The following is a 24,941-nucleotide window of genomic DNA, read 5'->3' as shown; positions in this document are numbered from 1 at the left end:
TCAAAGGCGGTTGGCCAGAAGTTTTTCCAGCGTGCCACTGACGCCCAGCGTGCGCAGGTCATTGATGTTCTGCTCGAACGCTGCGACGAACTCGGCTGATTTCGGAATGGCAACGCCAAATATTTCCTCAACCTGCAACAGCCGCTGGGTAATCAGCGCGTCGTCGGCCACCAGTGCCTGACAGAACTCGGCGCGTGGGTCGGGAATTTTGTAGGTCGTGCCGTTCTCGTCGACACCCTTCAGATACAGCGCCCACGCGGCGACCACCAGCGAGGCACGTTCGAAATTACCCTGATCGACGATCAGACGATTGATCGTCGGAATAGTGAACTTGGGAAATTTGGACGAACCGTCCGAACAGACCCGTTCCAGCTGATCGGCGATCGCCTGGTTGGAAAAGCGCTCGATCAGTGTGTCTTTATAGCCTTCCAGGTCGATGCCCGGCACCGACGCCAGCTGCGGCGTGACGTCGAGGTCCATGTAAGCGCGGATGTAGCGCACGAACAGCGGGTCATTCATGGTTTCGTGGACAAAACGATAACCCTTGAGGAAGCCCAGATAGGTCAGGGCAAGGTGGCTGCCGTTGAGCAGCTTGATCTTCATTTCCTCATAGGGCGTTACATCATCGGTGAACTGCACGCCGACCTTTTCCCAGGCCGGGCGACCGTTGACGAACTTGTCTTCCAGCACCCATTGCACGAACGGTTCGCAGACCACCGGCCAGGCGTCGTCGATGTGCTTTTCGTCCGCCAGCTTTAGTCGGTGAGCAGCGCTGGTCATGGGTGTGATGCGGTCGACCATTGCGTTGGGGAAGCTGACGTTGTCTTTGATCCAGTCATGCAGATCGGCATTGCGCAAGGTGGCAAACGCCAGCAACGCCTTGCGAGTGACTGCGCCATTGTGCGGCAGGTTATCGCAGGACATCAGGGTAAAGGCTGGCGTACCTTCGGCGCGGCGGCGCGCCAGTGCGGCGCAGAGGAAGCCGAATACCGTCCTGGGCTGATCCGGGTTTGCCAGGTCGTGCTGGATCTGTGGCAGATGCGCCATGAACTGGCCATTGCTGTCGTCGATGCAATAGCCGCCTTCGGTGATGGTCAGCGAGACGATGCGGATGTCCGGGCTGGACAGCTTGTCGATCAACGCCTGCGGACTGTCTTCGGCCAGCAGCATGCCGCTGATCGAGGCAATGACGCGGGTTTCGGTATCTGGCGTGTCGCCCAGTTCGTAGAGCGTGTATAGATAGTCCTGCTGCGCCAGTGCGTCACGTACGGCTTTGTCTTCAGGGCGCAGACCGACGCCGCAGATGCTCCATTCAAAGCCTTCGCCGCTGTTCATCAGTGCATCGGTGTAAAACGCCTGATGCGCCCGATGGAAGCCGCCAACGCCGATATGGGCAATGCCCTGACGGGTGCTTTCGACGGTGTAGGCGGGCAGGGCAATGTCGGCGTCCAGTCGGGACAGATTGTTTTTGCTCAGTTTCATGAAGGGCTCTCCGGAACTCAGGCGGCGACAGTCTGCAAGGCTTTGGCAATCACCAGACCTTGAGCGTCGAACAGGTGGCATTGGGCACTGTCCAGGTGCAGGTTCAGCGTCTCGCCGTACTGGCTGGCCAGGTCGCCACGAATACGCATGGTCAGCGCCTCGCCCGAGCGGGTACGCACATGGCAATAGGTATCGCTGCCAAGGCGTTCGCTGACATCGGCGATAACCTGCAACTGGCAATCGCTGTTCTGGGCAAGATTCAGGTGTTCCGGGCGAATGCCCAGCGTTACCGGTGCTCCGACACTCAACCCTGCGCCGTTGACCGGCAGGCTGATGCGGGTTCCGGCGTCCAGTTCGACTTCACAGCTGGCGTTGTCCACTCGACTGATCTTGCCCTTGAGGAAGCCCATTTTTGGCGTGCCGAGAAAGCCTGCGACAAACAGATTGGCAGGGTGGTGATAAAGCTCCAGCGGCGAGCCGACCTGCTCGACCTTGCCGCCGTTGAGCACCACCACCTTGTCGGCCAGGGTCATGGCCTCAACCTGATCGTGGGTCACATAAATCATCGTGGCCTGCAGCTCTTTGTGCAGGCGCGACAGCTCCAGGCGGGTTTGCACGCGCAACGCGGCGTCGAGGTTGGACAGTGGTTCGTCGAAGAGAAAAATCTTCGGATTGCGCACGATGGCCCGACCAATCGCAACACGTTGGCGCTGACCGCCGGACAACTGCTTGGGCTTGCGTTCCAGCAACGGGCCGAGCTCCAGAATACGCGCGGCTTCATCGACCTTCTTTTTGATCTCGGCCTTGTCGCCACCCGCCAGGTCCAGTGCGAATGACAGGTTCTTGCCTACCGTCATGTGCGGGTAAAGCGCGTAGGTCTGGAACACCATCGCCAGATCGCGCTTGGCCGGCGTGACCTGGGTAATGTCGCGGCCATCGAGTTCGATGGTCCCCGAGGTGACTTCCTCCAGCCCGGCGATGAGTCGCAGCAGGGTGGATTTGCCGCAGCCCGAAGGCCCGACGAAGACCACGAACTCGCGGTCATTCACGTCCAGATCGATACCCTTGATGATTTGATGACCATCAAAGCCTTTTTGCAGGTTGCGGATGCTCAGGTTAGCCATGTTGGATTCCTTCTTGTTCTTGGGGTCGGGCTATTTGACAGCGCCGAACGACAGGCCGCGAACCAGTTGTTTCTGACTGATCCAGCCGAAAATCAGGATGGGCGCACACGCCAGGGTCGAGACCGCCGACAGCTTGGCCCAGAACAGCCCTTCGGGACTGGAGTAGGAGGCGATCAGTGCCGTCAACGGTGCTGCTGCGGACGAGGTCAGGTTCAGTGACCAGAACGCTTCGTTCCAGCACAGGATCAGCGATAGCAGTGCTGTGGAAGCCAGCCCGCCCTTGCAGATCGGCATCAGCACGCGAAAGATCTCCTGGCGGGTGCTGGCACCGTCCAGCCTTGAGGCCTCGAGGATCTCGCCGGGAATATCCTTGAAATAGGTGTAGATCATCCAGACCACGATCGGCAGGTTGATCAGCGTGTAGATGATGATCAGCGCCAGCCGCGAATCCAGCAGGCCAAAGGTCTTGGCCAGCAGGTAGATCGGCATCAGCACGCCCACTGGCGGCAGCATCTTGGTCGAGAGCATCCAAAGCAGGGTGCTTTTGGTGCGTTTGGTTTCGAAGAACGCCATGGAATACGCCGCAGGAATGGCGATCAGCATGGCCAGGGCGGTGGCGCTGAAGGAAATCAGCACCGAGTTCCAGGCAAAGTGAAAGTAATCGCTGCGTTCCTGAATGTGCAGGTAGTTTTCCAGCGTCGGGGTAAAGAACAATTGCGGCGGCGTCGCAAATGCGTCGATCTCGGTCTTGAAGCTGGTCAGCACCATCCAGAAGATCGGAAAAAACACCAGCGCAGCGATCAGCCAGGACAGGCTCCCGAGCAGCAGGCTTTGCAGGCGGCGTGATTGTTTGAGGGTCATCATGGCAAGGTCCTCATGACTTGTCGGTGAGGTTTTTGCCGATCATCCGGATCAGGATGATCGCCGCGATGTTGGCGATTACTACCGCGATCAGTCCGCCCGCCGAGGCCATGCCGACGTCGAACTGCAGCAGCGCCTGTATGTAGATCAGATATGCCAGGTTGGTCGAGGCAAAGCCGGGTCCGCCATTGGTGGTGGTGAAGATTTCAGCGAACACCGAGAGCAGGAAGATCGTCTCGATCATGACCACCACGGCAATCGGACGTGCCAGGTGCGGCAGGGTCAGGTGCCAGAAGATCGCGATGGGGCCGGCTCCATCCAGACGCGCTGCTTCTTTCTGTTCCTGATCCAGCGACTGCATGGCGGTCATCAGGATCAGAATCGCGAACGGCAGCCACTGCCAGGACACGATGATGATGATCGACAGCATCGGGTAATGGGCAAACCAGTCGATGGGCTGCGCGCCGAAGAACTTCCACACTGCCGCGAGTACGCCGGACACCGGATGGAAAATCAGGTTTTTCCAGATCAGCGCGCTGACCGTGGGCATGATGAAGAAGGGCGAGATCAGCAGTACGCGAACGATGCCACGGCCGAAAAACTCACTGGCCTCGAGCAGCGCCGAGATCAGCACGCCGAGGATCACACTGATGGCCAGCACGCTGCCGACCAGCAGCAAGGTGTTACCGGCACCGGGCAGAAAGCCGCTGTCGGTGACGAAATACTGGAAGTTCTCCAGCCCGACGAATTCGTTTTCGCCGGGGGAGAGCAGGTTGTAGCGGATCAGAGAGAAATAAATGGTCATGCCCAGTGGCACGATCATCCACACCAGCAGAAGTGCCACTGAAGGACTGACCAGAAACCAGCCCGGCTTGAATCGACGGCTTTTGAGCGGTTGCTGTTCGCCGGACAGGTCCGTGCGTTCAGGGGAGGCTGAGGTATTCATGGGGAGCTCCGAACCGGATTGCACCAGAGTTGTTGCGCAGGTTAGCGGCAGGGTGAAAGCGTTCGCCTTCACCCTGGTACAGGACGGTTACTCTTTCTTCTCTTTCGGGTAACCCGCTCGTTTCATGTCACGCGCAGTCGCTGTTTGCGCATTCTGCAAGGCTTGATCCACAGTGGACTGGCCTATGAGCGCTGCGGAGAACTGCTGACCGACGCTGGTGCCGATGGCCTGGAACTCAGGAATGGTGACCAGTTGAATACCTACGTAAGGCACTGGTTTGAGCGCTGGCGATTTGGGATTGGCCTTCTTCAGCGACTCCAGCGTGATGTTGGCGAAAGGTGCGGCTTTCTTGTATTCATCGGTGTAGGTCGAGGCACGGGTGCCTGGCGGCACGTTGGACACGCCGTCGGTATCGGCAACCAGTTTGGCGTACTCTTTCGAGGTGGCCCACTGGGTGAACTCGGCAGCGTCCTTGGTGTTCTTGGCGCTGGTCGGGATCGCCAGCGACCACGAGTACAGCCACGACGAGCCCTTGTCGGTCACCTCATGCGGGGCGTAGGTGAAGCCGACGCTGTCGGCCACTTTGCTCTGCTTCTTGTCGGTCACGAACGAACCGGCAACGCTGGCGTCGACCCAGATGGCGCACTTGCCGCTGTTGAACAGCGCAAGGTTCTCGTTGAAACCGTTGCTGGAGGCGCCCGGCGGCCCGGACTGCTTCATGGTGTTGACGTAGAAGTTCAGCGCATTCTTCCACTCTGGCTGATCGAACTGTGGCGTCCACTTCTCATCGAACCAGCGTCCGCCAAAGGCGTTGGCCAGCGTGGTGATCAGCGCCATGTTTTCGCCCCAGCCAGCCTTGCCACGCAAGCAGATACCGTACTGTTCCTTGGACTTGTCGGTCAGTTTGCCAGCGAATTCGGCAATCTGTGTCCAGGTAGGGCGCTCGGGCATGGTCAGGCCAGCGGCCTTGAACAGGTCGGTGCGGTAGTAAGTGATCGATGCTTCAGCATAGAACGGCAGGGCGAACAGTTTGCCATCCACCGACAGGCCGTCACGTACCGAGGGGAATACATCGTCCAGTTCATAACTGGCAGGCAGGTCTTTCATTTCCTGCAGCCAGCCTTTCTCGCCCCAGAGTGAGGCTTCGTACATGCCGATGGTCAACACGTCGAACTGACCGCCTTTGGTGGCGATGTCGGTGGTCAGGCGCTGACGCAGGACGTTCTCTTCAAGCACAACCCAGTTGAGTTTGATGTCAGGGTGTTTTTCTTCGAAAGTCTTGGAGAGGCGCTGCATGCGAATCATGTCGCTGTTGTTGACCGTGGCGATGGTCACGGTCCCGGCCGTGGCGCTGCCACTGAACACGAAACAGGTGCTGAGGACGGAGCTGGCGAGCAGAAGTTTTGCTGAGTTCTTCATTGATCACTCCTCTTCCACGCCCAGTGAGCAGTAGAAGGATGGTTATTGTTTTTTTTCTCTTCCGGAGGTGAGGAAGATGTGGATTGATTACACCGGCGTTTGGCCTGAAAGACAAATCCTGCGCCGCACTCTGACTGATACTTTTTTGCACTGACGCACGAAAGGCCGATAGAGCCGAATCGCCCATAGGCTGGCTTCGCCGCAACTGCAGCGTAGACGATAGGCGCAAGGGCAGGGTGAATCAGTACAGGTTTTGTTCGGTCAGGCGCTGCATGGCCAGGCGGCGATAATGCGAGGGCGTCATGCCCTTGAGTTGCTGGAAGCGCCGATTGAAGTTGGAAATATTGTTGAAGCCGGATTCAAAGCACACATCAGTGACCGGTTTGTCGCCATCAGCCAGCAATTCGCACGACTTGCTGATGCGCAGTCGATTGACGAACTCCACAAAGCATCGGCCTGTAGCCTGCTTGAACACTCTGGAAAAATAGGTTGGCTTCATGCCCAGATACTCGGCAACTTCCTCCAGCGGCAGCTCCCGGCCATAGTGGGCAAAGATGTAATCCACCGCCCGGTTGGTGCGATCGACGCTGTGCTCGTCCGCGGTATGGGCGACCGCAGTGCCGGAGAGCAACTGATAATCGTCGCTGGCGGCCAGCAACTCGAGAAGAATGAAGAAATGCCCCAGGCGGGTGATGCCACGTGAGTCGGCAATCTTCTGCATCTGCTTCATGGCCTGACGAATCGTGCGCTTGCAGCGAAATTCGATGCCGTAGCGGGCGCGTTCCAGCAGCGGGGTGAGGGTTTTTAGTTCGGCAAACACCTGATTGCCACTTTCCAGCAGTTCATCGGTGAAGTTGACCAGCATGTCGCGCTTGGCCACAACTTCACCCTCGTCGATCTGGCTGATCCAGTTATGCGGCAGGTTGGGGCCGGTCAGAAACAGGCTGGCAGGGTTGAAATTGCCGATGTAATCGCCGACAAATACCTTGCCGGAGCTGGCAACAATCAAATGCAGCTCATATTCCTTGTGAAAGTGCCAACGCACCAGCGGACAGGGGAAACCGTGCTCGCGATAAATGATCGACAGCCCGTTGTGGTCGTCCATCAGTTCGTAGGAAGGGTCGGCGATTCTTGTTGTTTTACTCATGGCTATGTCGTGTTCAGCAGTTGCCAGAACGATAATGTGCCTGATTTTCAGCTTCAATGCCCGGTCGCTGACAAAAATCACCTACGATCACGCGTCTCACATGACTTGCCACAGTGGAGTGGTTATCCGATGAAACAGATCCTGCTGATCGGCATGGGGGCCGGTGATCCCGAGCAGATCACCTTGCAGGCCATTGCTGCGCTGAACCGTGCCGATGTGATCTTCATCCTCGACAAGGGCTATGTCGACGATGAGTTGCTGCGTCTGCGCAAAGAGCTTTGCCAGCGCCATATCACTCATCAGGGCTACCGTCTGGTACAGGTTCAGGACCCACGGCGCGAAGGCGACCCTGACGTCTACGAGCGGGGTATCGAGAGTTGGCACGAGCAGCGCGCTGCATTGTTCGAACGGCTGTTGACCGATGAGCTTGGCGCAGATCAGGTCGGCGCGTTTCTGGTCTGGGGCGATCCGTCACTGTATGACAGCACCATGCGCATCCTTGATCGCGTATTGGCGCGCGGCAGGGAAACATTCGAGTATCAGGTAATTCCAGGCATCACCAGTGTTCAGAGCCTGGTGGCGCAACACCGGATACCGCTCAATCGCATTGGTGAGTCGATTCACATCACCACAGGGCGACGCCTGGCGACGGCTGCGCTTGAGCAGCACAGCAATGTCGTGGTGATGCTGGACGCACAGTGCACATTCGAGCGTTACCTCGGGCAGGGGCTGGATATCTATTGGGGTGCTTATCTGGGCACCGCGGACGAGATACTGGTGTCTGGCAGGCTCGATGACGTGTGCGAGCAGATCAAGCTGTTGCGCGCCGAAGCGCGCGACCGCAGGGGGTGGATCATGGATACCTATCTGCTGCGCAAACCAGCTTAGACCGTATCTTCAGCCTTGTTACGGTTCTTGGCTTCGATCCACTGCGCCATGTACTTGGTGCTCTTGTGGTGATGATGGCGAAGCATGGCGCCGGTGAAGTTCGCCAGACGATGCTCGGGCAACTGGTTACGAAGGGTCTGAATACGCTCGATCAGGCTCGTGCAGTGTTGCCGATGCTGGTAACGCGCCTGCAGCAACGCCAGCCCGGCGCTCTGCGCCTCTAGCCAGCGGTTCTGGTCTTTATAAAGTCTGACCGCCGCATCAGCGATGTCTTTCGGGTTATCGGCAATGACGCCAGGCCACGGCAGCCCGCCGCTCATGGCTTCTGCGCCAATCGCAGTGGTGATTGACGGAGTGCCGCAGAGCATGGCATCCATCAGTTTGCCCTTTATGCCGGCACCGAAACGCAACGGCGCAAGACAAATACGTGCAGATGACATGACCTGCAGCGCGTCTTCGGCCCAGTGCTTCACATGAAACCCTTGAGCGCCATTGTGCAGCGCGGTCGCCTTGGGTGGCGTGTAGGCACCGTAGATATGCAGCTGCGCTTCAGGCAATTGCTGGCGGATAAGCGGCCAGATCGCGGTTTTCATCCATAACACCGCGTCCCAGTTGGGGGCGTGACGGAAATTGCCGATGCTGAGGAAGTGCGCGCGCTCTGCAAAAGGCCGAAAGCTGTCGGGAACGCCGTCAATCATCAGCGGACACCAGTGCAGCAGCGAGGCGGGCAGCCCAAAGGAACCGGTCAGCAATGCCATTTCAACGTCAGATGTCATCAGGTTCAGGTCGCAGCGATACAACGATGCGACCTCGCGCTGCGCCAGCTCGCTGGAAGCTATCTGCTTGAAAAGCCGAGGCGTTGAGGCGTCATAAATATCCCCCGGATCAGCCGCCGAATCACTGTTCAGCGAGTCCTTCAGGATCTGATGGCGTGCATGGCGCAGGCTCTGGAAATCCGACGTTTCCAGAATGCGCAGAGCGTCGGGGCATTGCTGCTCGACGCGCCAGCCAAACTGCTCTTCAATCATGAACTGATCAAAAACAACGACATCGGGCTGCAATTCGCTGACAAACAGGTCAAAACTGCTGTCGTTGAGCGCGATGCGTACTTCCTTGATGCCCAGGCTGACCAGATCGGCCCGATGCTCACCTTCAGTGGCAGGGCTGGCGAAGGTAATCTGCCAGTCCTGCTCGAGGAAACATTGAATCAGTTGCATCATGTGCCCGCTGGCTGCCGAAGAGCGTGGCTCTGGCCATACGTAGCCGATGATCAGTACGCGTGTACTGGCGTGCGTGTCGGTGTGACTGACAACAGTTTTGATATCAGTCAAGGATGCTTTTTACCTTGTCACGCAACTGGTCGATGGAAAAAGGCTTGCCGATCGAGTGCATGCCTGGCGGCACCTCAATGTTTTCGGAGTAACCGCTGGCGAACAGTACCGGCAATTGAGGCCGCAGTTCGATGACCTTTTTGGCCAGTGCGGTGCCCTTCATGTCGGGCAACCCCTGATCAGTCATCAACAGGTCGATGTGCCTGGCGTCGTCAGCAACAAAAGTCAGGGCTGAAGTGGCGTCCTCGGCTTCCAGTACCTTGTATTCCAGCTCTTCGAGCACATCGACAATCAGCATGCGCACAATGGCGTCGTCTTCGACCACGAGAATGGTGCGGGCTGTGTCCGGCATTGTTGACTCCTTAAACCTGAAAAATGGTGATCGCGCAGACAGCATGGAATGCCATGCATCCTTTCCCGGCAGCTCAGAGTAACCGAGCGGCGGCCTGCCCACTGTTAATACAGTCCTTGTATCAGTAAATAAAAACCGGGTGGAAGTTCAATCAACGTTCAAATACTGCGAATTGTGAGGGTGATTGACGGCTTTACGTCATGAACGCGATATGTGGGTGAGCTTATCGCCGATTTATGTGTGAAATTTCAATCCTCTATGTCAGAAATAAGAGTGTTTTTCGTGGCTTTGCGGCAAACTCTACGGTTTTGATCCACTCGTCAGGGATATTTCATGAATCGGACGTCTGTTGTCGATGAGCAACGCTTTCGAAAACTGCTGGGGCGTAACGTCGGCTTGCCATTGGGTGTGGGGGTACTGAGCGCCGTTTTCTTCATTTTGCTGATCAGTTATCTGCTCACGGCCATACAGTGGGTCGAGCACACTGACCGGGTGATCAATAACACCAACCGCTCGATGAAACTGTCGATAGACATGGAAACCGGCATGCGCGGTTTTCTGCTAACCGGTGATCAGCATTTTCTTGACCCCTATGAAATCGCCAAACCCTTGCTGGTTGCCGAGCTGGAAGGGCTCAAGGGTCTGGTCGAAGACAACCCGACGCAACAAGACCGCTTCAGGCGTCTGTCCACGATGCAACAGGAGTGGAATGCGTTTGCTCAGGAGATGATCAATCTACGGCGCAACAACGGCGACTATCAAACCGCCGTGCTGGCCGGACGCGGCAAACGAATTACTGATCAGATCCGCACCGAGTACGATCAGGCTGTCGAAATGGAGCAGCAACTTCGCTTGACCCGCAACGCAGAGGTCACGCGCAGTACCATTCTTTCCGTCAGCCTGTATCTGATATTCGTGGTCATTGTCAGCGCTATCCTGGCGTATATCGGGCGACGGGATTTGCTCTCGCTTTCGGCCACCTACAGTGAAAACCTCAGGCTGCAGGAAATCAATGCCGAGCGTCTGCAGAAAGTCGCCTGGCTGCGCAACGGTCAGAGCGAACTGGCCGAACAGGTACTCGGGCAGTTGACACTCAATATGTTGGGTCGAAACATCCTTCAGTTTCTGACTCAGTATCTGGGCGCGTCGGTGGCGGCTGTCTACATTCGCCAGGATCACGGCGGCTTGACGCGTGCTGCCTCCTACGGCTTCTCTCGCGAACAGGAGCAGCAGGATCAGACCATTCACAGTGATGAAGGCATTGTCGGGCAGGCCGCACAACAGGACCGGATCATCACGCTGGATGAACTGCCCGAAAACTACTTCAAAGTGGCTTCCGGTCTGGGTGAAGGCTCGCCGCGCAGCATAGTAGTGGTGCCGACCAGCAATGACGATCAGGTCAACGGGGTGATCGAACTGGGCTTTTTGCGCCCGCTTACCGAGCAGGATGTAGAGTTTCTTGAACTGATTGCGGACAACATCGGCACCTCGATCGAAGCGGCCCGTTATCGCCAGCGTCTGCAAGAGGTGCTGGCCGAGACCCAGCAACTCAACGAAGAATTGCAGGTACAGCAGGAAGAATTACGCACGGCCAACGAAGAGCTGGAAGAGCAGTCGCGTATTCTCAAGGAGTCTCAGGCACATCTGGAAACTCAGCAGGCCGAGCTGGAACAGACCAACGAGCAACTGGCTGATCAAAGTCAGGCGCTGGCCGATCAGCGTGATGCACTGGATCGCAACAATGAAGAACTGAATATTGCTCAGGCCGAGTTGCAAGCGCGGGCAGACGAACTGCAGCGCGCCAGCAAGTACAAGTCCGAGTTCCTCGCCAATATGTCCCACGAGCTGCGTACGCCGCTCAATAGTTCGTTGATCCTGGCCAAACTGCTGGCCGAAAACCCGGGCGAAAACCTGACCGCCGAACAGGTCAAGTTTGCCGAGTCGATCTATTCGGCGGGTAATGATCTGTTGAACCTGATCAACGACATTCTGGATATTTCCAAAGTTGAAGCTGGCAAGCTCGAAATGCGCCCGGAAAACAGCAGCGTATCTCGCCTTGTCGAAGGCCTGCGCAGCATGTTCCAGCCGCTGGCCGCCGAGAAGAAGCTGGCGTTCACGGTCGACATCCAGGCAGGCGCGCCAACCATGCTGTTCACGGATCGCCAGCGTCTCGAGCAGATCCTCAAGAACCTGCTGTCCAATGCAATCAAATTCACCGAGGCGGGCGCTGTCAGCATGGTCGTTTCGCGCCAGCCGGGCGCAGGCATCGTGTTTATCGTGCGCGACTCGGGCATCGGCATCGCCGAGGAGCATCAGCAGGGTATTTTCGAGGCATTCCGTCAGGCAGATGGCACCACCAACCGGCGTTATGGCGGTACCGGGCTGGGGTTGTCGATTTCCCGTGATCTGGCGGCATTGCTGGGCGGGTCCATCAGTGTCACCAGCGCGCCAGGGCAGGGCAGTATTTTCAGTCTGGTGTTGCCGGAAAGCTATGTCGAGCAAGGCTCTCAGGAGCCAGGCAGTGAGTCTGCGGTTGTACTCGCGCCTCCCGCGCCACCGTTGCCGGTTCCTGCCGCGCCGGTCATCCAGCAGTCGGCCCCGCTGCCGGTGGAAACACCTGTGGCTGTGTTCGCCGATGATCGTGACAAGGCACCGTTCCAGCGGCGCTGCATTCTGGTCATCGAAGATGAAGTGCGCTTCGCTCAGATCCTCTTCGATCTGGCCCATGAACTGGGTTACGACTGTCTGGTCGCGCATGCCGCGGATGAGGGCTTCAACCTGGCATCACGTTATACGCCGGACGCGATCCTGCTGGACATGCGCCTGCCGGATCACTCGGGCCTGACCGTGCTGCAGCGTCTCAAGGAGCTGGCACCTACCCGACACATCCCGGTGCATGTGATTTCTGTCGAGGATCGCCAGGAAGCTGCGCTGCACATGGGGGCCATTGGCTACGCCGTCAAGCCGACCACCCGTGAAGAGCTCAAGGATGTGTTCGCCAAGCTGGAAGCCAAGCTGACCCAGAAGGTCAAGCGCATCCTGCTGGTCGAAGACGATGCGCTGCAACGTGACAGTATTGCACGCCTGATCGGCGACGATGATATTGAAATCACTGCGGTAGGTTTTGCCCAGGAGGCACTGGACCTGCTGCGCGATAATGTCTACGACTGCATGATCATCGACTTGAAACTGCCGGACATGCTCGGCAATGAATTGCTCAAACGCATGTCCACGGAAGACATCTGCGCCTTTCCGCCGGTGATTGTCTATACCGGGCGCAACATGACCCGTGATGAAGAAGCCGAGCTGATGAAATATTCGCGCTCTATCATCATCAAGGGCGCACGCTCGCCTGAGCGCCTGCTGGACGAGGTCACGCTGTTCCTGCACAAGGTCGAGTCGCAACTCTCCAACGAGCGGCAAAAGATGCTCAAAACCGCGCGCAGCCGTGACAAGGTCTTTGAAGCGCGCAAGATCCTCGTGGTCGATGACGACGTTCGTAACATCTTCGCCCTGACCAGCGCTCTGGAGCACAAGGGTGCAGTGGTGGAAATTGCCCGCAATGGTCTTGAAGCGATTGCAAAGCTCAATGAGGTCGACGACATCGACCTGGTCCTGATGGACGTGATGATGCCTGAAATGGACGGTTACGAAGCGACCATCGAGATCCGCAAAGACCCGCGCTGGCGCAAGCTGCCGATCATCGCCGTTACTGCCAAGGCCATGAAAGATGATCAGGAGCGTTGTCTGCAGGCAGGTTCCAACGATTACCTGGCCAAGCCCATCGACCTGGATCGACTGTTCTCACTGATTCGCGTCTGGCTGCCAAAGATGGAGCGCATTTGAATGAGGGCTCAATGTTTGCGCTTTCCGGAGCGCAAAAACGGATGGCATCATGCACCTTGATCGAAGCATCGAGATCGAGCTGCGCCTGCTGATAGAGGCGATCTACCTCCAGTACAGCTACGATTTTCGCGACTATTCCGGTGCGTCAATCAAGCGCCGCGTGATCCATGCGTTGCGCCAGTTCGATTGCGCGACCATCTCGGCCCTGCAGGAGCGGGTGCTTCACGACCCGGCAGTGTTCATGCAACTGTTGCAGATTCTCACCATCCCGGTGAGTGAGATGTTCCGTGACCCTTCGCACTTTCTGGCGATCCGCAACGAGGTCGTGCCGGTGCTGCGCACTTACCCGTCGATCAAGGTGTGGATTGCCGGTTGCAGTACGGGTGAGGAGGTTTATTCCACGGCGATTCTATTGCGCGAAGAGGGGCTGCTGGAGCGGACCATCATTTATGCGACCGACATCAATCCCAGCTCTTTGGAAAAGGCCAAGCAGGGCATCTTTTCCATGGATAACCTGCGCACTTATACCGAGAACTACCGTAACTCGGGAGGGCAGCGCAATTTCGCCGATTACTACACGTCCGCCTACGATTACGCGATCTTCGACAAGACACTGTGCGAGAACGTCACTTTTGCCGATCACAGTCTGGCCACAGATAGTGTATTCTCCGAAACGCAATTTATTTCCTGTCGTAACGTGCTGATTTACTTCAACAAAAAACTTCAGGACCGGGCGTTCGGGTTGTTTCATGACTCGCTGTGTCATCGCGGCTTTCTGGCGCTGGGCAGTAAGGAAACCCTGGATTTCTCTGCGTACGGCGGGGCGTTCGAGACGCTGGTGAAACCCGAGCGGATTTACCGGAAATTATGAGAACCACCTTTGACGATGACCTGTCCTGCGGCCCGTTGCCCGTGGTCGATGCTATTGTCGTAGGCGCGTCAGCGGGTGGTGTAGAGGCCCTGCTGAAAATATTCAGAAACCTGCGGCCAGGTTTCAGTCTGCCTATATTGATGGTGTTGCATTTGCCGGATGACCGGCGCAGCCAGTTGGCCCATGTATTTCAGAATCGCTTGGCTATCCCGGTCAAGGAAGCCGATGACAAGGAAGATATCGTGCCGGGCACTTTGTACGTTGCGCCAGCGGGTTACCACGTCTCGGTGGAGTCTGACTTTTCACTGTCATTGAGTCAGGAAGACAGGGTGTTTTACTCAAGGCCCAGTATCGACATTCTGTTCGGTTCGGCCGCGGATGCCTACGGTCCGCGACTGGCTGGCGTATTGTTGACCGGCGCCAATAATGACGGCGCACAAGGTTTGCTGCAGATCAAGAAGTATGGTGGTTTCACGGTGATTCAAGACCCCTCGCAGGCCCAGGCGTCGACCATGCCCGAGGCGGGCCTGGCGTTACACTCGCCGGATTACCTTCTTTCCCTGAACGATATTGGCCGCTTGCTGGTCGAGTTGGAACGAACCGCATGTTAAGTGAAATTCAGGCAAAACTGCTTATCGTTGATGATTTGCCGGAAAACCTGCTGGCCCTCGAGGCGCTGATCAAGCGCGGTGATCGACTCGTCTACAAGGCACTCTCGGCGGACGAAGCGTTGTCTCTGCTGTTGCAGCATGAATTCGCGCTGGCCATCCTCGACGTCCAGATGCCTGGGATGAACGGGTTCGAGCTGGCCGAGATGATGCGCAGCACCGAGAAAACCAAGAGCATACCGATCGTTTTCGTCAGTGCTGCCGGTCGCGAGCTCAATTATGCTTTCAAGGGCTATGAAAGCGGTGCCGTGGACTTCCTGCACAAGCCGCTGGATATCCATGCGGTAAAGAGCAAGGTCAATGTTTTCGTTGATCTGTACCGGCAGCGCAAGGCCATGAAACTGCAGGTCGAAGAGCTGGAGCGCAGTCGTCAGGAGCAGGAAGCCTTGCTCAAGCGTCTGCAGTCGACCCAGGGCGAACTGGAGCACGCGATCCGTATGCGTGATGACTTCATGTCCATCGTTTCCCACGAGGTGCGTACGCCGCTCAACGGTCTGATTCTGGAGACCCAGCTGCGCAAGCTGCACCTGGCCAAGGACAACGCGTCGGCGTTCACCATGGAAAAGCTGCGGGCAATGGTCGACCGCGACGAGCGGCAGATTCAGAGCCTTATCCGCCTGATCGAAGACATGCTCGATGTCTCCAGAATTCGCACCGGCAAGTTGTCGATCAGGCCGAGCCCGTTTGACTTGAGCGAACTGGTCAGTCAGTTGCTGGAAAGTTTTGCCGCACAGATCGCCGCCGCCGATTCGACGATCACCCGGTTTGCCGACGAGCCGGTGATCGGTGTCTGGGACGAGTTCCGTATCGAGCAAGTGGTTGCCAATCTGTTGACCAATGCACTGCGCTACGGTGCGCGCAAACCGATTGAAGTGCATGTGTACAGCAGGGAGAGTGAGGCCTTCATTGAGGTTCGGGATCAGGGCATCGGTATCACGGCTGAAAACCAGAAGCGCATCTTTCAGCAATTCGAGCGGGTTTCGAGTAGCCATGCTGTTGCCGGGCTTGGCCTGGGGCTGTTCATTTCCGATCAGATCGTCATGGCTCACGGCGGTCGTATCGAGGTAGAGAGCGAAGAGGGCAAGGGTTCGGTCTTTCGTATCTGCCTGCCTTTATAGATGACAGCTGCTGTCGATACAGGTGAAAGCCGCTGGCGATGTAGATGATAGCCACTGGCGATCAAGTTTAATCACACATCGGCGCAACCTCCCATGCATGCCGTGGTCGTAATGGCAGCTATTTATAAGATCAAAGGCAGTTCAATGAGCGCTGATGCAGAAAACGTCGTACTAATCGTCGAAGACGAACCCCTGATCCTGATGCTTCTGGCCGATTATCTGTCTGGAGAGGGTTATCGTGTCCTGAAAGCCGAGAATGGCGAGCAGGCTTTCGAGATTCTGGCGACCAAACCCCACCTTGACCTGATGATCACCGATTATCGGCTGCCGGGTGGTATCTCGGGTGTACAGATTGCCGAGCCTGCGGTGATGCTTCGACCGGAGTTGAAAGTGATCTTCATCAGCGGCTATCCGGCGGAAATACTCGATTCGGGCAGCCCGATTGCGCTGAAGGCACCCATTCTCGCCAAACCGTTCACCATGGAAACGCTGCATTCGCGTATTCAGGAACTGCTGGCCTGACAACGCGCTTTAACCGTCGAGTGAGCAGGCCGTCTTACAGGTCGGAGTCATGCACAGCCTGAGCGTTTCTCAGGCTTCTATCATTTCCCGCACTTTCGAGGTCAGGTGGTCGAACGCAAAGGGTTTGGTAATCAGTTGCATACCGTTATCCAGAAAGCCTCCGCGGACGGCGGCATGCTCTGCATAACCGGTGATGAACAACACTTTGAGTTCCGGTCGCAGCTGCCTGGCGATTTCTGCAAGCTGCCGGCCATTCATGCCCGGCAGCCCTACATCGCTGATCAGCAGATCAATACGCTGGCCTGATTCCAGTATCGGCACGGCGTCCAGTGCTTCGCCGGCCTCGATGAAGGTGTAACCCAACTCGCTCAGTACCTCACTGACCAGCGTCCGGACAGCCGGGTCGTCTTCGACGATCAGCACGGTTTCGCCATTTTCGGCGTAAACGGCATTGCTCTGGAAACTCTGCTCGGCTTCATCTGCAAGCCCCTTAAAGCGCGGCAGGAACAGCTGTACCGTGGTGCCCTGGCCTACTTCACTCTTGATTGAAACATGACCATGCGACTGTTTGCTGAAACCATAGATCATTGACAGGCCAAGGCCGGTGCCCTGACCGATAGGCTTGGTGGTAAAGAACGGGTCAAACGCACGGCTGATCACTGTTTCCGGCATGCCGCAGCCATTGTCACTGACGCTCAGCACCACGTAATCACCGGGCAGCAAGTTCTCATGGGCATTGGTAAACGACCTGTCCAACTGCTGATTGAAGGTCTCGACCACCAGCGTGCCGCCGTCGGGCATTGCATCGCGGGCATTGAGCACCAGGTTGAGCAGGGCGCTCTCCAGTTGGTTTGGGTCCGCTTCTGCGGTCCACAGATCGCTGGCCATGCGCAGTTGCAAATGTATGCTTTCGTTGACACTGCGCTGCAGCAATTCGTCCATGGCATTGACCAGACGGTTCATCTCCACCGGCTTGGAGTCCAGTGACTGGCGCCGCGAGAATGCCAGCAGGCGGTGGGTAAGTGCAGCTGCACGGTTCGCCGAGGTCACACCCAGGTCGATCAGGCTGTTGAGGTCCTCGATATTGCCCCGCGCCAACCGTCTTCTTATTAATTCCAGGCTGCCGATGATACCGGTCAGCATGTTGTTGAAGTCATGAGCAATGCCGCCGGTCAATTGGCCGACTGCTTCCATTTTCTGTGACTGACGAAGAATGTCTTCCTTATGGCGTAACTGCGAGGTGCGTTCTTCAACCTGTTGCTCGAGTGTTTCATTGAGGCGTCGCAATTGCGACTCGGCTTGCTTGCGCTCGGTGATGTCCGAGGTCACACCCGCCAGAGAGCTGACCAGACCGTTCTTGCCGCGAATGGCGCGAGCGCGCACATCGACCCAACTGAGTGAGCCATCCGGCCAGACGTTGCGGTATTCGATGATCAGATCGACACCGGTGTCCAGGCTGCGCTGAAGCGCCGACTGCATTCTGGGCTGATCTTCGAAATACACAGCGGCGAGCCAGTCTTCGTAATTGAACGTGTCCTGCTCGTTGCGGCCATAATGACTTTTAGTAATATCCGAACAAGTCAGTTTGAGGTATTCCGCTTCCAGCAACCACGAGCCCAGCCTGCCGGCCTTCAGCGCATTCTGCAGACGGCCTTCACTTTCGTGCAGGTCCTCCATGCGTGCCCGCGCTTCATACTGACGCCTGCGACCGCGCACAGCCGTGACGACCAGGCTGACCAGTGTCACAGGATGAAAGGGGCGCTCGAGAAAGGTCACATTGCCCAGCAGATTACCCATCCGTGCAGACGGATTATGATCCGGGCCACCATGATGAGTCATCAGGACGATAGGCAGATCCGACCACGCCGGCTGGCGACCGATGAGGTCCAGCAGCGGTTTAATGTCACTATTACGCAACGCCTCATCGGCGATGATTGCCAGGCCTGCGCCCGCGCTCAACTCTTTGACCAGTTCGAACAAGTCCTGGGCCACCGTTGCCAGGTAGCCGGCCTCATCGAGGATCCGCATAGCGATCTGACTGTCTCGACCTCTCGGCGCCAGAATGATTGCGCGCTCCGACAACAGTCCTGGAATACTCACAGGTCGTCATCCTCAAGCAGCGGTTTCTTGTCGCCAAAGTATGAAGGCACTCCGCGCAGTACGCCCTGAAAGGCTTCAAGCGGCTCACCGATCTTCAGACCGCTGGCACTGATGCGGTATTCACGAATAGTGGACTCGTGAGTGCCCGTGCGCTTCTTGATGATGGATATCGCGCGACGCACCTGACCCAAGGCTTCGAAGTAACGCAACAGAATAACGCTGTCGGCAAGGTAGGTTATGTCGACCGGTGAGCGCATGTCGCCGACCAGCCCGTGTTGTGCAACGGTCATGAAGGTCGACGCACCCTGGCGGTTGAGGTAGAGCAGAAGCTCATGCATGTGCAGAACCAGCGCGCTCTCTTCCGGCATTGCCGCCTGATAACCATTGATGCTGTCGATGATCACCGTTTTTATCTGCTTGCGGTCCACTGCACGCCTTACGCGATGCGCAAATTCGCCAGGAGAAAGCTCTGCCGCGTCGATCTGCTCGACCACCAGATTGCCGGTCTCCTGAAGCGCCCGCAGGTCAATGCCGAGCTTGAGCATGCGTTCGAACAGCAGGCCCATTTCTTCGTCGAATATGAACAGCCCCACGCGCTCGCCACGTGCCACTGCCTGCACCGCGAAAACCAGCGAAATGAGCGATTTTCCGGTCCCGGCAGGGCCTAGAATCAGCGTGCTGGAGCCGCCTTCAATACCGCCGCCCAGCAGATCGTCCAGCTCCGTGATGCCACTGCTGACCTGAGTGCGGGCGTAATTGGTACGGTGTTCGGCCGCTACCAGGCGTGGGAATACATGGATGCCGTTCTCGGCGATGTTGAAGTCGTGGAAACCGCCGCGGTACTTCTGGCCGCGGTATTTGACGATCTTCAACCGTCTGCGCTCGGCACCATAGGTAGGTGTCAGCGCTTCGAGACGGATAACCCCGTGGGCGACACTGTGTACGGTTTTATCCAGCGCTTCGGTGGTCAGGTCATCGAGCAGCAATACCGTCGCGTTATAACGCGTGAAGTAATGTTTGATCGCCAGAATCTGGCGTCTGTAGCGCAATGAACTTTGCGCCAGAAGACGAATTTCCGAGAGGCTGTCGATCACCACGCGAGAGGGTTTGACCCGCTCGACAACCTCGAATATCTGCCGCGTCGCTTCGCCCAGCTCCAGATCCGAGGAGTACAGCAGGCTTTGATGGTGGTCCGCATCAAGCAGGCTTTCAGGCGGCGTCAGCTCGAAGATATTGATTTGCTCGTCAAGCTCCCAGCCATGTGAGGCAGCACCCGAGCGTAGCTCGCTTTCAGTCTCCGACAGGGTGATGTACAGCGATATTTCACCCGCTGCTGCGCCTGCCTGCAGGAACTGCAGTGCCACGGTTGTCTTGCCGGTTCCGGGTTCTCCTTCAAGGAGAAAAACATGACTGCGTGAAAGACCACCCGCAAGGATGTCATCCAGACCTTCAATACCGGTTGCCGCTTTTGACGTATTCAAGTATCGCCCTCTAATAACCCATATAGGTTTTGCTATCACTGATTACTGGACCTCCCGGCATTCTGACCGTTCACACTATTTAACGGTAGCGGGTACAGTGAATATAGAAGAGTGGCTGGCGGACGGTCCGGCAAATGTCACTTAAGCCCGGTTACGATGATTACGCAGCTGTTGTTATAGTCCAGCGCCTGAACACTCAACATGCCCTGAGGATCACGTCGTGACCGATTATCAAAGTTTCCGGGTCGAGCTGGCTGACAGCATTGCTCACGTACAGATCAACCGGCCCGAAAAGCTCAATGCAATGAGCGAGGCGTTCTGGACCGAAATAATCGGCATATTCGACTGGATCGAGCGCAATGATGAAGTACGGGTAGTGGTACTGAGTGGCGCGGGTAAACATTTTTCCTCGGGTATCGATCTGGCATTGCTGGCTTCGGTTGCCAACCAGATGGGCAAGGATCCAGGTCGCAATGCCCGGCTGTTGAGGCGCAAGATCCGCGACATGCAGGCTTCGTTCACTGCAGTGGCCAATTGCCGGAAGCCGGTTCTGGCTGCCATTCAAGGCTATTGCCTGGGCGGTGCCATCGACCTGATTTCGGCCTGTGACATGCGTTACGCCTCCGCCGACGTCCAGTTTGCCATTCGCGAGATCGACATGGGCATGGCGGCGGATGTAGGCACCCTGCAACGTCTGCCGCGGATCATCGGCGATGGCGTGCTGCGCGAAATGGCTTATACCGGGCGTACTGTCGGTGCTGAAGAGGCGCAGAGGATCGGTCTGGTCAATCGCACCTTCGATGACCTGGAAGGTCTGTTGCAGGGCGTCTTCGCGGTGGCCGGGGAGATAGCCGGAAAATCACCCATCGCCATTGAAGGCACCAAGCAAATGATCAGCTACATGCGCGATCACCGAGTGGAGGACGGCCTGGAACACGTTGCCATCTGGAACGCAGCCATGCTGCAATCACCTGACCTGAAGCTGGCGATGGTTGCGCAGATGAACAAGCACAAGCCGGTCTTCGATAATTGATTCATGATAGAGCTCGATTCTGAGCAAAGGAGTTTTTCCATGGCGCGCCCGGAGCGTTGGACAACTGCAGTTCTGGATGTCGAGGCCGATGGTGGTTTGGCTGTGGTCCAGAGCGATCAGGGGTTTTTGCTGGATAGCAACGGGGTCATGTTCCCCAGAGGCTGGCTGGCGGGGCTGGATTTGCCAGTGCAGAGCGAGCACGGCATCGGCTATTTTGAGGGTGAGCCTGTCTACCTGCTGGTGCTTGAACGCTCGGTTGCGGTCGAGGGCTGTTCGTGGCAAGGCTTGCGTCAGTTCATGCTGGAAGGTGATTTTGCGGTCTTCCAGATGCTCGGCTACGCCGCGCAAGTCAGCACCTGGGCCAGAGAACATCGCTTTTGCGGGGCCTGTGGTCGTGCGACGGTGCAGATCCGTGGAGAGCGGGCGATGTTCTGCGAGCACGACAACCTGCGTCTGTACCCGCGTATTTCCCCGAGCATGATTGTGCTGGTTACGCGGGGTGATGAAATACTGCTGGCCCGCTCACCACGTTTTGTCAGCGGCATGTACAGCGCGCTGGCCGGGTTTGTAGAGCCGGGCGAGTCTGCCGAAGACTGCGTGCACCGCGAAGTGATGGAAGAAGTGCAGGTGCGCATCAAGAACCTGAAATACATGGGCAGCCAGTGCTGGCCGTTTCCGCATTCGATGATGCTTGGCTTCCATGCCGAATATGACAGCGGTGACATAGTGCCCCAGGTGGAAGAAATCGAAGACGCACGCTGGTTTCATGTCGATGACTTGCCGCCGTTACCGGCCAACCGCTCTATCGCCCGCTATCTTATCGAGGCGTATCTGGCCGAGCGCTCAGGCGCCCCCGAACCAGTGCTGCCAGGCTAGGCGCACGGTCAGGCCCAATACCACGGTGATGAACACAGGGCGGATGAACTTGGCACCGCCCTTGATTGCAGTGCCTGCGCCGAAGTAGGCACCCAGCATTACCGCAAGGCCCATGCTCAGGCCGATGATGTAGTCCACCTGGCCGGAAAATATGAACACCGAAAGTGCCACGGCATTGCTGACGAAATTCATGCTGCGTGCCACACCGCTGGCCTTGACCAGATCCACCGGGTAGAGCAGCAGCGTGCTGACCGTCCAGAAGGCACCGGTACCCGGCCCTGCAACACCGTCATAGAAGCCCAGCCCCAGCCCTTGTGGCAGTTGCCATTTCTTTTTGATCGGCGCGTTGCTGTCCAATGGTGCCTTGGGCGTGCCGCCAAACAGCAAGTACAGCCCGCAACCGAAGACAATGACCGGCAACATCTGGTTCAGCCATTCGGCGGGCAGGTAATGAGCAATGACCGCGCCAACTGCGGCACCCACCGCGGTGCCAACCACTGCGTGTATCCACTGCCTGGGGTGAAACAGTTTGCGGCGATAGAACGTGAAACTGGCGGTTGCCGAACCGAACGTAGAACTGAGCTTGTTGGTGCCCAGCACCAGATGCGGTGGCAGACCGGCCGTCATCAGGGCGGGTGTGGTAAGCAGTCCGCCGCCACCGGCGATGGCGTCTATAAAACCCGCGATGAACGCAACGACAGCAAGAATGGCGAGGGTGGTCAGGTCGACGCTGAGTTCAAAAGGCATGGTGGCAAGCGTGCTTATAGGAGAGGCGGGAGGGGGCAGAATGGCTGCCTGAACGTGGCGCATTCTACCCCCTTGCCAAGCGTTGCAGGAAGTCAGATATCGCTGAGCGCGACCCAGCGCTGTTCGGCGGCAGCGAGGCGAATGGCAGCCGCCAGACGCTCGATCTGCCAGGCTTCTTCGAAGTCCGGACCACGGCTGCCCTTGCCGCATACCGCAAGAATCAGTGCCTGTACCTCAAGTGCCTTGAGTTCGTTGTAACCCAGCTGGTGACCCGGAGCCGGGCAGAACGCCGCGTAACCGGGTTGCGCAGGACCTGCCAGAAGACGTTGAAAACCATCGCGCCCAGCTGCGCCAGTGCGATAGATGCGCAGTTCGTTAAGGCGCTCCTGATCGAATGCCAGTGTGCCCTTGGTGCCGCTGATTTCGAAACTCAGGTGGTTTTTGTAGCCGTGTTTCAGCCAACTGCTACTGAACGTTCCGCGCGCACCATTGGCAAAACGCAGCAGTGCGTGGGTCTGGTCATCCACTGCGATGCTACGCATTTCCGGGCTTCCGTTACTCGCAGGGCGTTGGCGGTGTACGGTGCTGGAGTCTGCGCAGACCGCTTCGACATCGCCCAGCAAATGGCGAGCCATCGCCAGCAAGTGACTGCCCAGATCGGCCAGCGCGCCGCCCGCATGGGCCGCTTCGCAACGCCACGACCACGGGGAAGACGGACTAGCCATGAAGTCCTCGCTGAACTCGCCCTGAAAGCTGACGATATCGCCCAGTTCGCCCGCGTCGATCATTTCCCTGGCAAGGCCGATCATCGGGTTGTGCTGGTAGTTGTAGCCAACCTGAGTAACAACCCCGGCGGCCTTGGCGCTACGGCGCATTTCGTCGGCCTGGGCGAGGCTTACCGCCAGCGGTTTTTCGCAATACACCGCCTTGCCTGCAGCGATGGCGGCCATGGCCATGGGGAAGTGCAGGTGATTGGGTGTCGTGATCGCCACGATCTGCACCTGCGGATCACTGATCAGGTGCTGCCAGTCAGCGTGGCTGTGATCGAAGCCCCAGGCGCTGGCGCACTGCTCGGCCCTGACGCTGTCCGCATCCGCAAGGGCGGTCAGCCGAATGCGTGCCGGCAGATCAAGGGAGGCATTGGCATTGCCGAAGGCCAGGGCGTGGGCACGGCCCATGAAACCGGTGCCGATCAGCCCGATGCCCAGTTGCGCCTGCGACGTAGAAGGGGATTCCCGCATGACATTCTCCAGAGAGGATTGTTGTTATGCGGAAAATATATTCCATAAATTTAAAATATGGAAAATTAATTCATTTTTCGGCGTGGCAGTCAGTTCAAGCCATCAAGATAAAAATCCGCCGTCTACATTAAGCGCTACGCCGGTGGTGTAGCTGGATGCTGCGCTCGCCAGATACAAGACCGCGCCAGCCATTTCGCTGGGCGCTGCGACGCGTTTCAGCGGAATCTGCGCCAGAGCCATATTGAGAATCGCATCGTTCTTGACCAGCGCCGATGCAAATCGGGTATCTGTGAGACCCGGCAGCAGAGCGTTGCAGCGAATTCCGAACTCGGCGCATTCCTTGGCGAACACCTTGGTCATGTTGACCACCGCCGCCTTGGTCATTGAATAGACACCTTGATAGGCACCTGGCGACACCGCATTGATGGATGCAACATTGATGATGCTGCCACCGCCGCCTTCGCGCATCAGCTTGCCGGCTTCTACCGACATGAAGAAATAGCCGCGAATATTCACGTCGATGGTCTTTTGAAACGCGCTGAGGTCGGTGTCCAGCACATTGCAGAACTGCGGGTTGGTGGCGGCGTTGTTGACCAGTATATCCAGGCGTCCGAATTGCTCGCGAATCTGGGCGAAAACGCTGGTTATCTGCTCCATCTCGCCGATATGGCAGGCAATCGCCGTTGCCTTGCCGCCCTCGCTGATGATGGCGTCGGCAACCGCCTGACACCCGTCGAGCTTGCGGCTCGACACAACAACATGTGCGCCTTGCTGAGCGAGCAGCCTGGCAATGGCTTCACCGATTCCCCGGCTGGCACCTGAAACAAAAGCAACCTTGCCATCAAGGTCGAAAAGCTGGGTTCTGGACATGTCGTTTCCTTGTCTTGG

General features: G+C 57.4%; 21 protein-coding genes. 8 read left to right on the top strand and 13 right to left on the bottom strand.

Annotation, left to right across the window (positions count from 1 at the left end; all coding sequences use genetic code 11):
* The 6 genes from RYB09_RS14745 to RYB09_RS14720 form a co-directional block, all read right to left on the bottom strand.
* Complete coding sequence (locus tag RYB09_RS14745; protein ID WP_316889075.1) at window positions 1-1,482, bottom strand: mannitol dehydrogenase family protein; 1,482 nt, start codon at window positions 1,480-1,482, stop codon at window positions 1-3.
* Between the two features lie 17 nt (window positions 1,483-1,499).
* The gene (locus tag RYB09_RS14740; RefSeq protein WP_219171544.1) at window positions 1,500-2,606 is read right to left on the bottom strand and encodes an ABC transporter ATP-binding protein; all 1,107 of its coding nucleotides are present in this window, start codon (window positions 2,604-2,606) and stop codon (window positions 1,500-1,502) included.
* A 30-nt stretch (window positions 2,607-2,636) separates the two neighbouring features.
* The gene (locus RYB09_RS14735; protein WP_002553633.1) at window positions 2,637-3,470 is read right to left on the bottom strand and encodes a carbohydrate ABC transporter permease; all 834 of its coding nucleotides are present in this window, start codon (window positions 3,468-3,470) and stop codon (window positions 2,637-2,639) included.
* 10 nt (window positions 3,471-3,480) lie between these two features.
* Window positions 3,481-4,413, bottom strand: a complete 933-nt coding sequence (locus tag RYB09_RS14730; RefSeq protein ID WP_002553634.1) for a carbohydrate ABC transporter permease — start codon at window positions 4,411-4,413, stop codon at window positions 3,481-3,483.
* Between the two features lie 87 nt (window positions 4,414-4,500).
* Entirely contained in the window at window positions 4,501-5,832 is a 1,332-nt protein-coding gene (locus RYB09_RS14725) for an ABC transporter substrate-binding protein (RefSeq protein ID WP_122281345.1), read from the bottom strand.
* Window positions 5,833-6,073: 241 nt separating this feature from the next.
* Window positions 6,074-6,979 carry an AraC family transcriptional regulator gene (locus RYB09_RS14720; protein WP_058401567.1) on the bottom strand — a complete coding sequence of 302 codons (906 nt, stop codon included), beginning with the start codon at window positions 6,977-6,979 and terminating at the stop codon, window positions 6,074-6,076.
* A gap of 129 nt (window positions 6,980-7,108) precedes the next feature.
* On the opposite strand from RYB09_RS14720, the gene cobF reads away from it, so the two are divergent.
* Entirely contained in the window at window positions 7,109-7,867 is a 759-nt protein-coding gene (cobF, locus tag RYB09_RS14715) for a precorrin-6A synthase (deacetylating) (RefSeq protein WP_316889072.1), read from the top strand.
* On the opposite strand, the gene RYB09_RS14710 is transcribed toward cobF, so the two are convergent.
* Both RYB09_RS14710 and RYB09_RS14705 read right to left on the bottom strand, forming a co-directional pair.
* Complete coding sequence (locus tag RYB09_RS14710; protein ID WP_316889070.1) at window positions 7,864-9,198, bottom strand: glycosyltransferase family 4 protein; 1,335 nt, start codon at window positions 9,196-9,198, stop codon at window positions 7,864-7,866. The genes cobF and RYB09_RS14710 overlap by 4 nt on opposite strands.
* Entirely contained in the window at window positions 9,191-9,550 is a 360-nt protein-coding gene (locus tag RYB09_RS14705; RefSeq protein WP_058401463.1) for a response regulator, read from the bottom strand. Before RYB09_RS14705 ends, RYB09_RS14710 begins: the two co-directional genes overlap by 8 nt.
* 333 nt (window positions 9,551-9,883) lie before the next feature.
* On the opposite strand from RYB09_RS14705, the gene RYB09_RS14700 reads away from it, so the two are divergent.
* The 5 genes from RYB09_RS14700 to RYB09_RS14680 all read left to right on the top strand — a co-directional run bounded on the left by RYB09_RS14700 (window position 9,884) and on the right by RYB09_RS14680 (window position 16,575).
* Window positions 9,884-13,396, top strand: coding sequence for a response regulator (locus RYB09_RS14700; protein ID WP_230018543.1), 3,513 nt, complete (start codon window positions 9,884-9,886; stop codon window positions 13,394-13,396).
* Window positions 13,397-13,445: 49 nt separating this feature from the next.
* Window positions 13,446-14,267, top strand: coding sequence for a CheR family methyltransferase (locus RYB09_RS14695; protein WP_058401465.1), 822 nt, complete (start codon window positions 13,446-13,448; stop codon window positions 14,265-14,267).
* Window positions 14,264-14,878 carry a chemotaxis protein CheB gene (locus RYB09_RS14690; protein WP_002553642.1) on the top strand — a complete coding sequence of 205 codons (615 nt, stop codon included), beginning with the start codon at window positions 14,264-14,266 and terminating at the stop codon, window positions 14,876-14,878. Before RYB09_RS14695 ends, RYB09_RS14690 begins: the two co-directional genes overlap by 4 nt.
* Complete coding sequence (locus RYB09_RS14685; RefSeq protein ID WP_058401466.1) at window positions 14,872-16,053, top strand: hybrid sensor histidine kinase/response regulator; 1,182 nt, start codon at window positions 14,872-14,874, stop codon at window positions 16,051-16,053. The genes RYB09_RS14690 and RYB09_RS14685 overlap by 7 nt, the downstream gene beginning before the upstream one ends.
* Window positions 16,054-16,197: 144 nt before the next feature.
* On the top strand, window positions 16,198-16,575 hold the full coding sequence (locus tag RYB09_RS14680; protein WP_054986020.1) for a response regulator: 378 nt from the start codon (window positions 16,198-16,200) through the stop codon (window positions 16,573-16,575).
* 69 nt (window positions 16,576-16,644) lie between these two features.
* Here RYB09_RS14680 and RYB09_RS14675 read toward each other — a convergent pair whose 3' ends face one another.
* Window positions 16,645-18,675 (bottom strand): response regulator, encoded by a 2,031-nt coding sequence (locus RYB09_RS14675; protein WP_058407467.1) that lies wholly within the window; start codon window positions 18,673-18,675, stop codon window positions 16,645-16,647.
* Complete coding sequence (locus tag RYB09_RS14670) at window positions 18,672-20,156, bottom strand: ATPase domain-containing protein (RefSeq protein ID WP_316889063.1); 1,485 nt, start codon at window positions 20,154-20,156, stop codon at window positions 18,672-18,674. The genes RYB09_RS14675 and RYB09_RS14670 overlap by 4 nt, the downstream gene beginning before the upstream one ends.
* 220 nt (window positions 20,157-20,376) lie before the next feature.
* Between RYB09_RS14670 and RYB09_RS14665 the strand changes: the two genes are divergently transcribed.
* The gene (locus RYB09_RS14665) at window positions 20,377-21,189 is read left to right on the top strand and encodes a crotonase/enoyl-CoA hydratase family protein (protein ID WP_316889061.1); all 813 of its coding nucleotides are present in this window, start codon (window positions 20,377-20,379) and stop codon (window positions 21,187-21,189) included.
* Window positions 21,190-21,228: 39 nt separating this feature from the next.
* Complete coding sequence (nudC, locus tag RYB09_RS14660) at window positions 21,229-22,065, top strand: NAD(+) diphosphatase (protein WP_058407466.1); 837 nt, start codon at window positions 21,229-21,231, stop codon at window positions 22,063-22,065.
* Here nudC and RYB09_RS14655 read toward each other — a convergent pair.
* The 3 genes from RYB09_RS14655 to RYB09_RS14645 all read right to left on the bottom strand — a co-directional run bounded on the left by RYB09_RS14655 (window position 22,033) and on the right by RYB09_RS14645 (window position 24,923).
* On the bottom strand, window positions 22,033-22,812 hold the full coding sequence (locus RYB09_RS14655; protein WP_058401471.1) for a TSUP family transporter: 780 nt from the start codon (window positions 22,810-22,812) through the stop codon (window positions 22,033-22,035). The genes nudC and RYB09_RS14655 overlap by 33 nt on opposite strands.
* Window positions 22,813-22,904: 92 nt before the next feature.
* Complete coding sequence (locus RYB09_RS14650; protein WP_316889059.1) at window positions 22,905-24,053, bottom strand: Gfo/Idh/MocA family oxidoreductase; 1,149 nt, start codon at window positions 24,051-24,053, stop codon at window positions 22,905-22,907.
* 102 nt (window positions 24,054-24,155) lie between these two features.
* Window positions 24,156-24,923: an SDR family oxidoreductase gene (locus RYB09_RS14645; protein WP_005743582.1), complete on the bottom strand. Its 768-nt coding sequence runs from the start codon at window positions 24,921-24,923 to the stop codon at window positions 24,156-24,158.
* Window positions 24,924-24,941 lie beyond the last annotated feature (18 nt).

It is taken from the genome of Pseudomonas syringae group sp. J254-4 (genome assembly GCF_032586855.1).
In the GTDB taxonomy this organism is placed as follows: Bacteria; Pseudomonadota; Gammaproteobacteria; order Pseudomonadales; family Pseudomonadaceae; genus Aquipseudomonas; species Aquipseudomonas amygdali.
This window is presented reverse-complemented; position numbering and strand designations above follow the sequence as displayed.

What these genes read in the sequence shown, in the direction of transcription:
- RYB09_RS14745 (WP_316889075.1), bottom strand. Translation starts at nt 1,482, where the DNA reads ATGAAACTGAGCAAAAACAATCTGTCCCGACTGGACGCCGACATTGCC.
- RYB09_RS14740 (WP_219171544.1), bottom strand. Translation starts at nt 2,606, where the DNA reads ATGGCTAACCTGAGCATCCGCAACCTGCAAAAAGGCTTTGATGGTCAT.
- RYB09_RS14735 (WP_002553633.1), bottom strand. Translation starts at nt 3,470, where the DNA reads ATGATGACCCTCAAACAATCACGCCGCCTGCAAAGCCTGCTGCTCGGG.
- RYB09_RS14730 (WP_002553634.1), bottom strand. Translation starts at nt 4,413, where the DNA reads ATGAATACCTCAGCCTCCCCTGAACGCACGGACCTGTCCGGCGAACAG.
- RYB09_RS14725 (WP_122281345.1), bottom strand. Translation starts at nt 5,832, where the DNA reads ATGAAGAACTCAGCAAAACTTCTGCTCGCCAGCTCCGTCCTCAGCACC.
- RYB09_RS14720 (WP_058401567.1), bottom strand. Translation starts at nt 6,979, where the DNA reads ATGAGTAAAACAACAAGAATCGCCGACCCTTCCTACGAACTGATGGAC.
- cobF (WP_316889072.1), top strand. Translation starts at nt 7,109, where the DNA reads ATGAAACAGATCCTGCTGATCGGCATGGGGGCCGGTGATCCCGAGCAG.
- RYB09_RS14705 (WP_058401463.1), bottom strand. Translation starts at nt 9,550, where the DNA reads ATGCCGGACACAGCCCGCACCATTCTCGTGGTCGAAGACGACGCCATT.
- RYB09_RS14700 (WP_230018543.1), top strand. Translation starts at nt 9,884, where the DNA reads ATGAATCGGACGTCTGTTGTCGATGAGCAACGCTTTCGAAAACTGCTG.
- RYB09_RS14695 (WP_058401465.1), top strand. Translation starts at nt 13,446, where the DNA reads ATGCACCTTGATCGAAGCATCGAGATCGAGCTGCGCCTGCTGATAGAG.
- RYB09_RS14690 (WP_002553642.1), top strand. Translation starts at nt 14,264, where the DNA reads ATGAGAACCACCTTTGACGATGACCTGTCCTGCGGCCCGTTGCCCGTG.
- RYB09_RS14685 (WP_058401466.1), top strand. Translation starts at nt 14,872, where the DNA reads ATGTTAAGTGAAATTCAGGCAAAACTGCTTATCGTTGATGATTTGCCG.
- RYB09_RS14680 (WP_054986020.1), top strand. Translation starts at nt 16,198, where the DNA reads ATGAGCGCTGATGCAGAAAACGTCGTACTAATCGTCGAAGACGAACCC.
- nudC (WP_058407466.1), top strand. Translation starts at nt 21,229, where the DNA reads ATGGCGCGCCCGGAGCGTTGGACAACTGCAGTTCTGGATGTCGAGGCC.
- RYB09_RS14655 (WP_058401471.1), bottom strand. Translation starts at nt 22,812, where the DNA reads ATGCCTTTTGAACTCAGCGTCGACCTGACCACCCTCGCCATTCTTGCT.
- RYB09_RS14650 (WP_316889059.1), bottom strand. Translation starts at nt 24,053, where the DNA reads ATGCGGGAATCCCCTTCTACGTCGCAGGCGCAACTGGGCATCGGGCTG.
- RYB09_RS14645 (WP_005743582.1), bottom strand. Translation starts at nt 24,923, where the DNA reads ATGTCCAGAACCCAGCTTTTCGACCTTGATGGCAAGGTTGCTTTTGTT.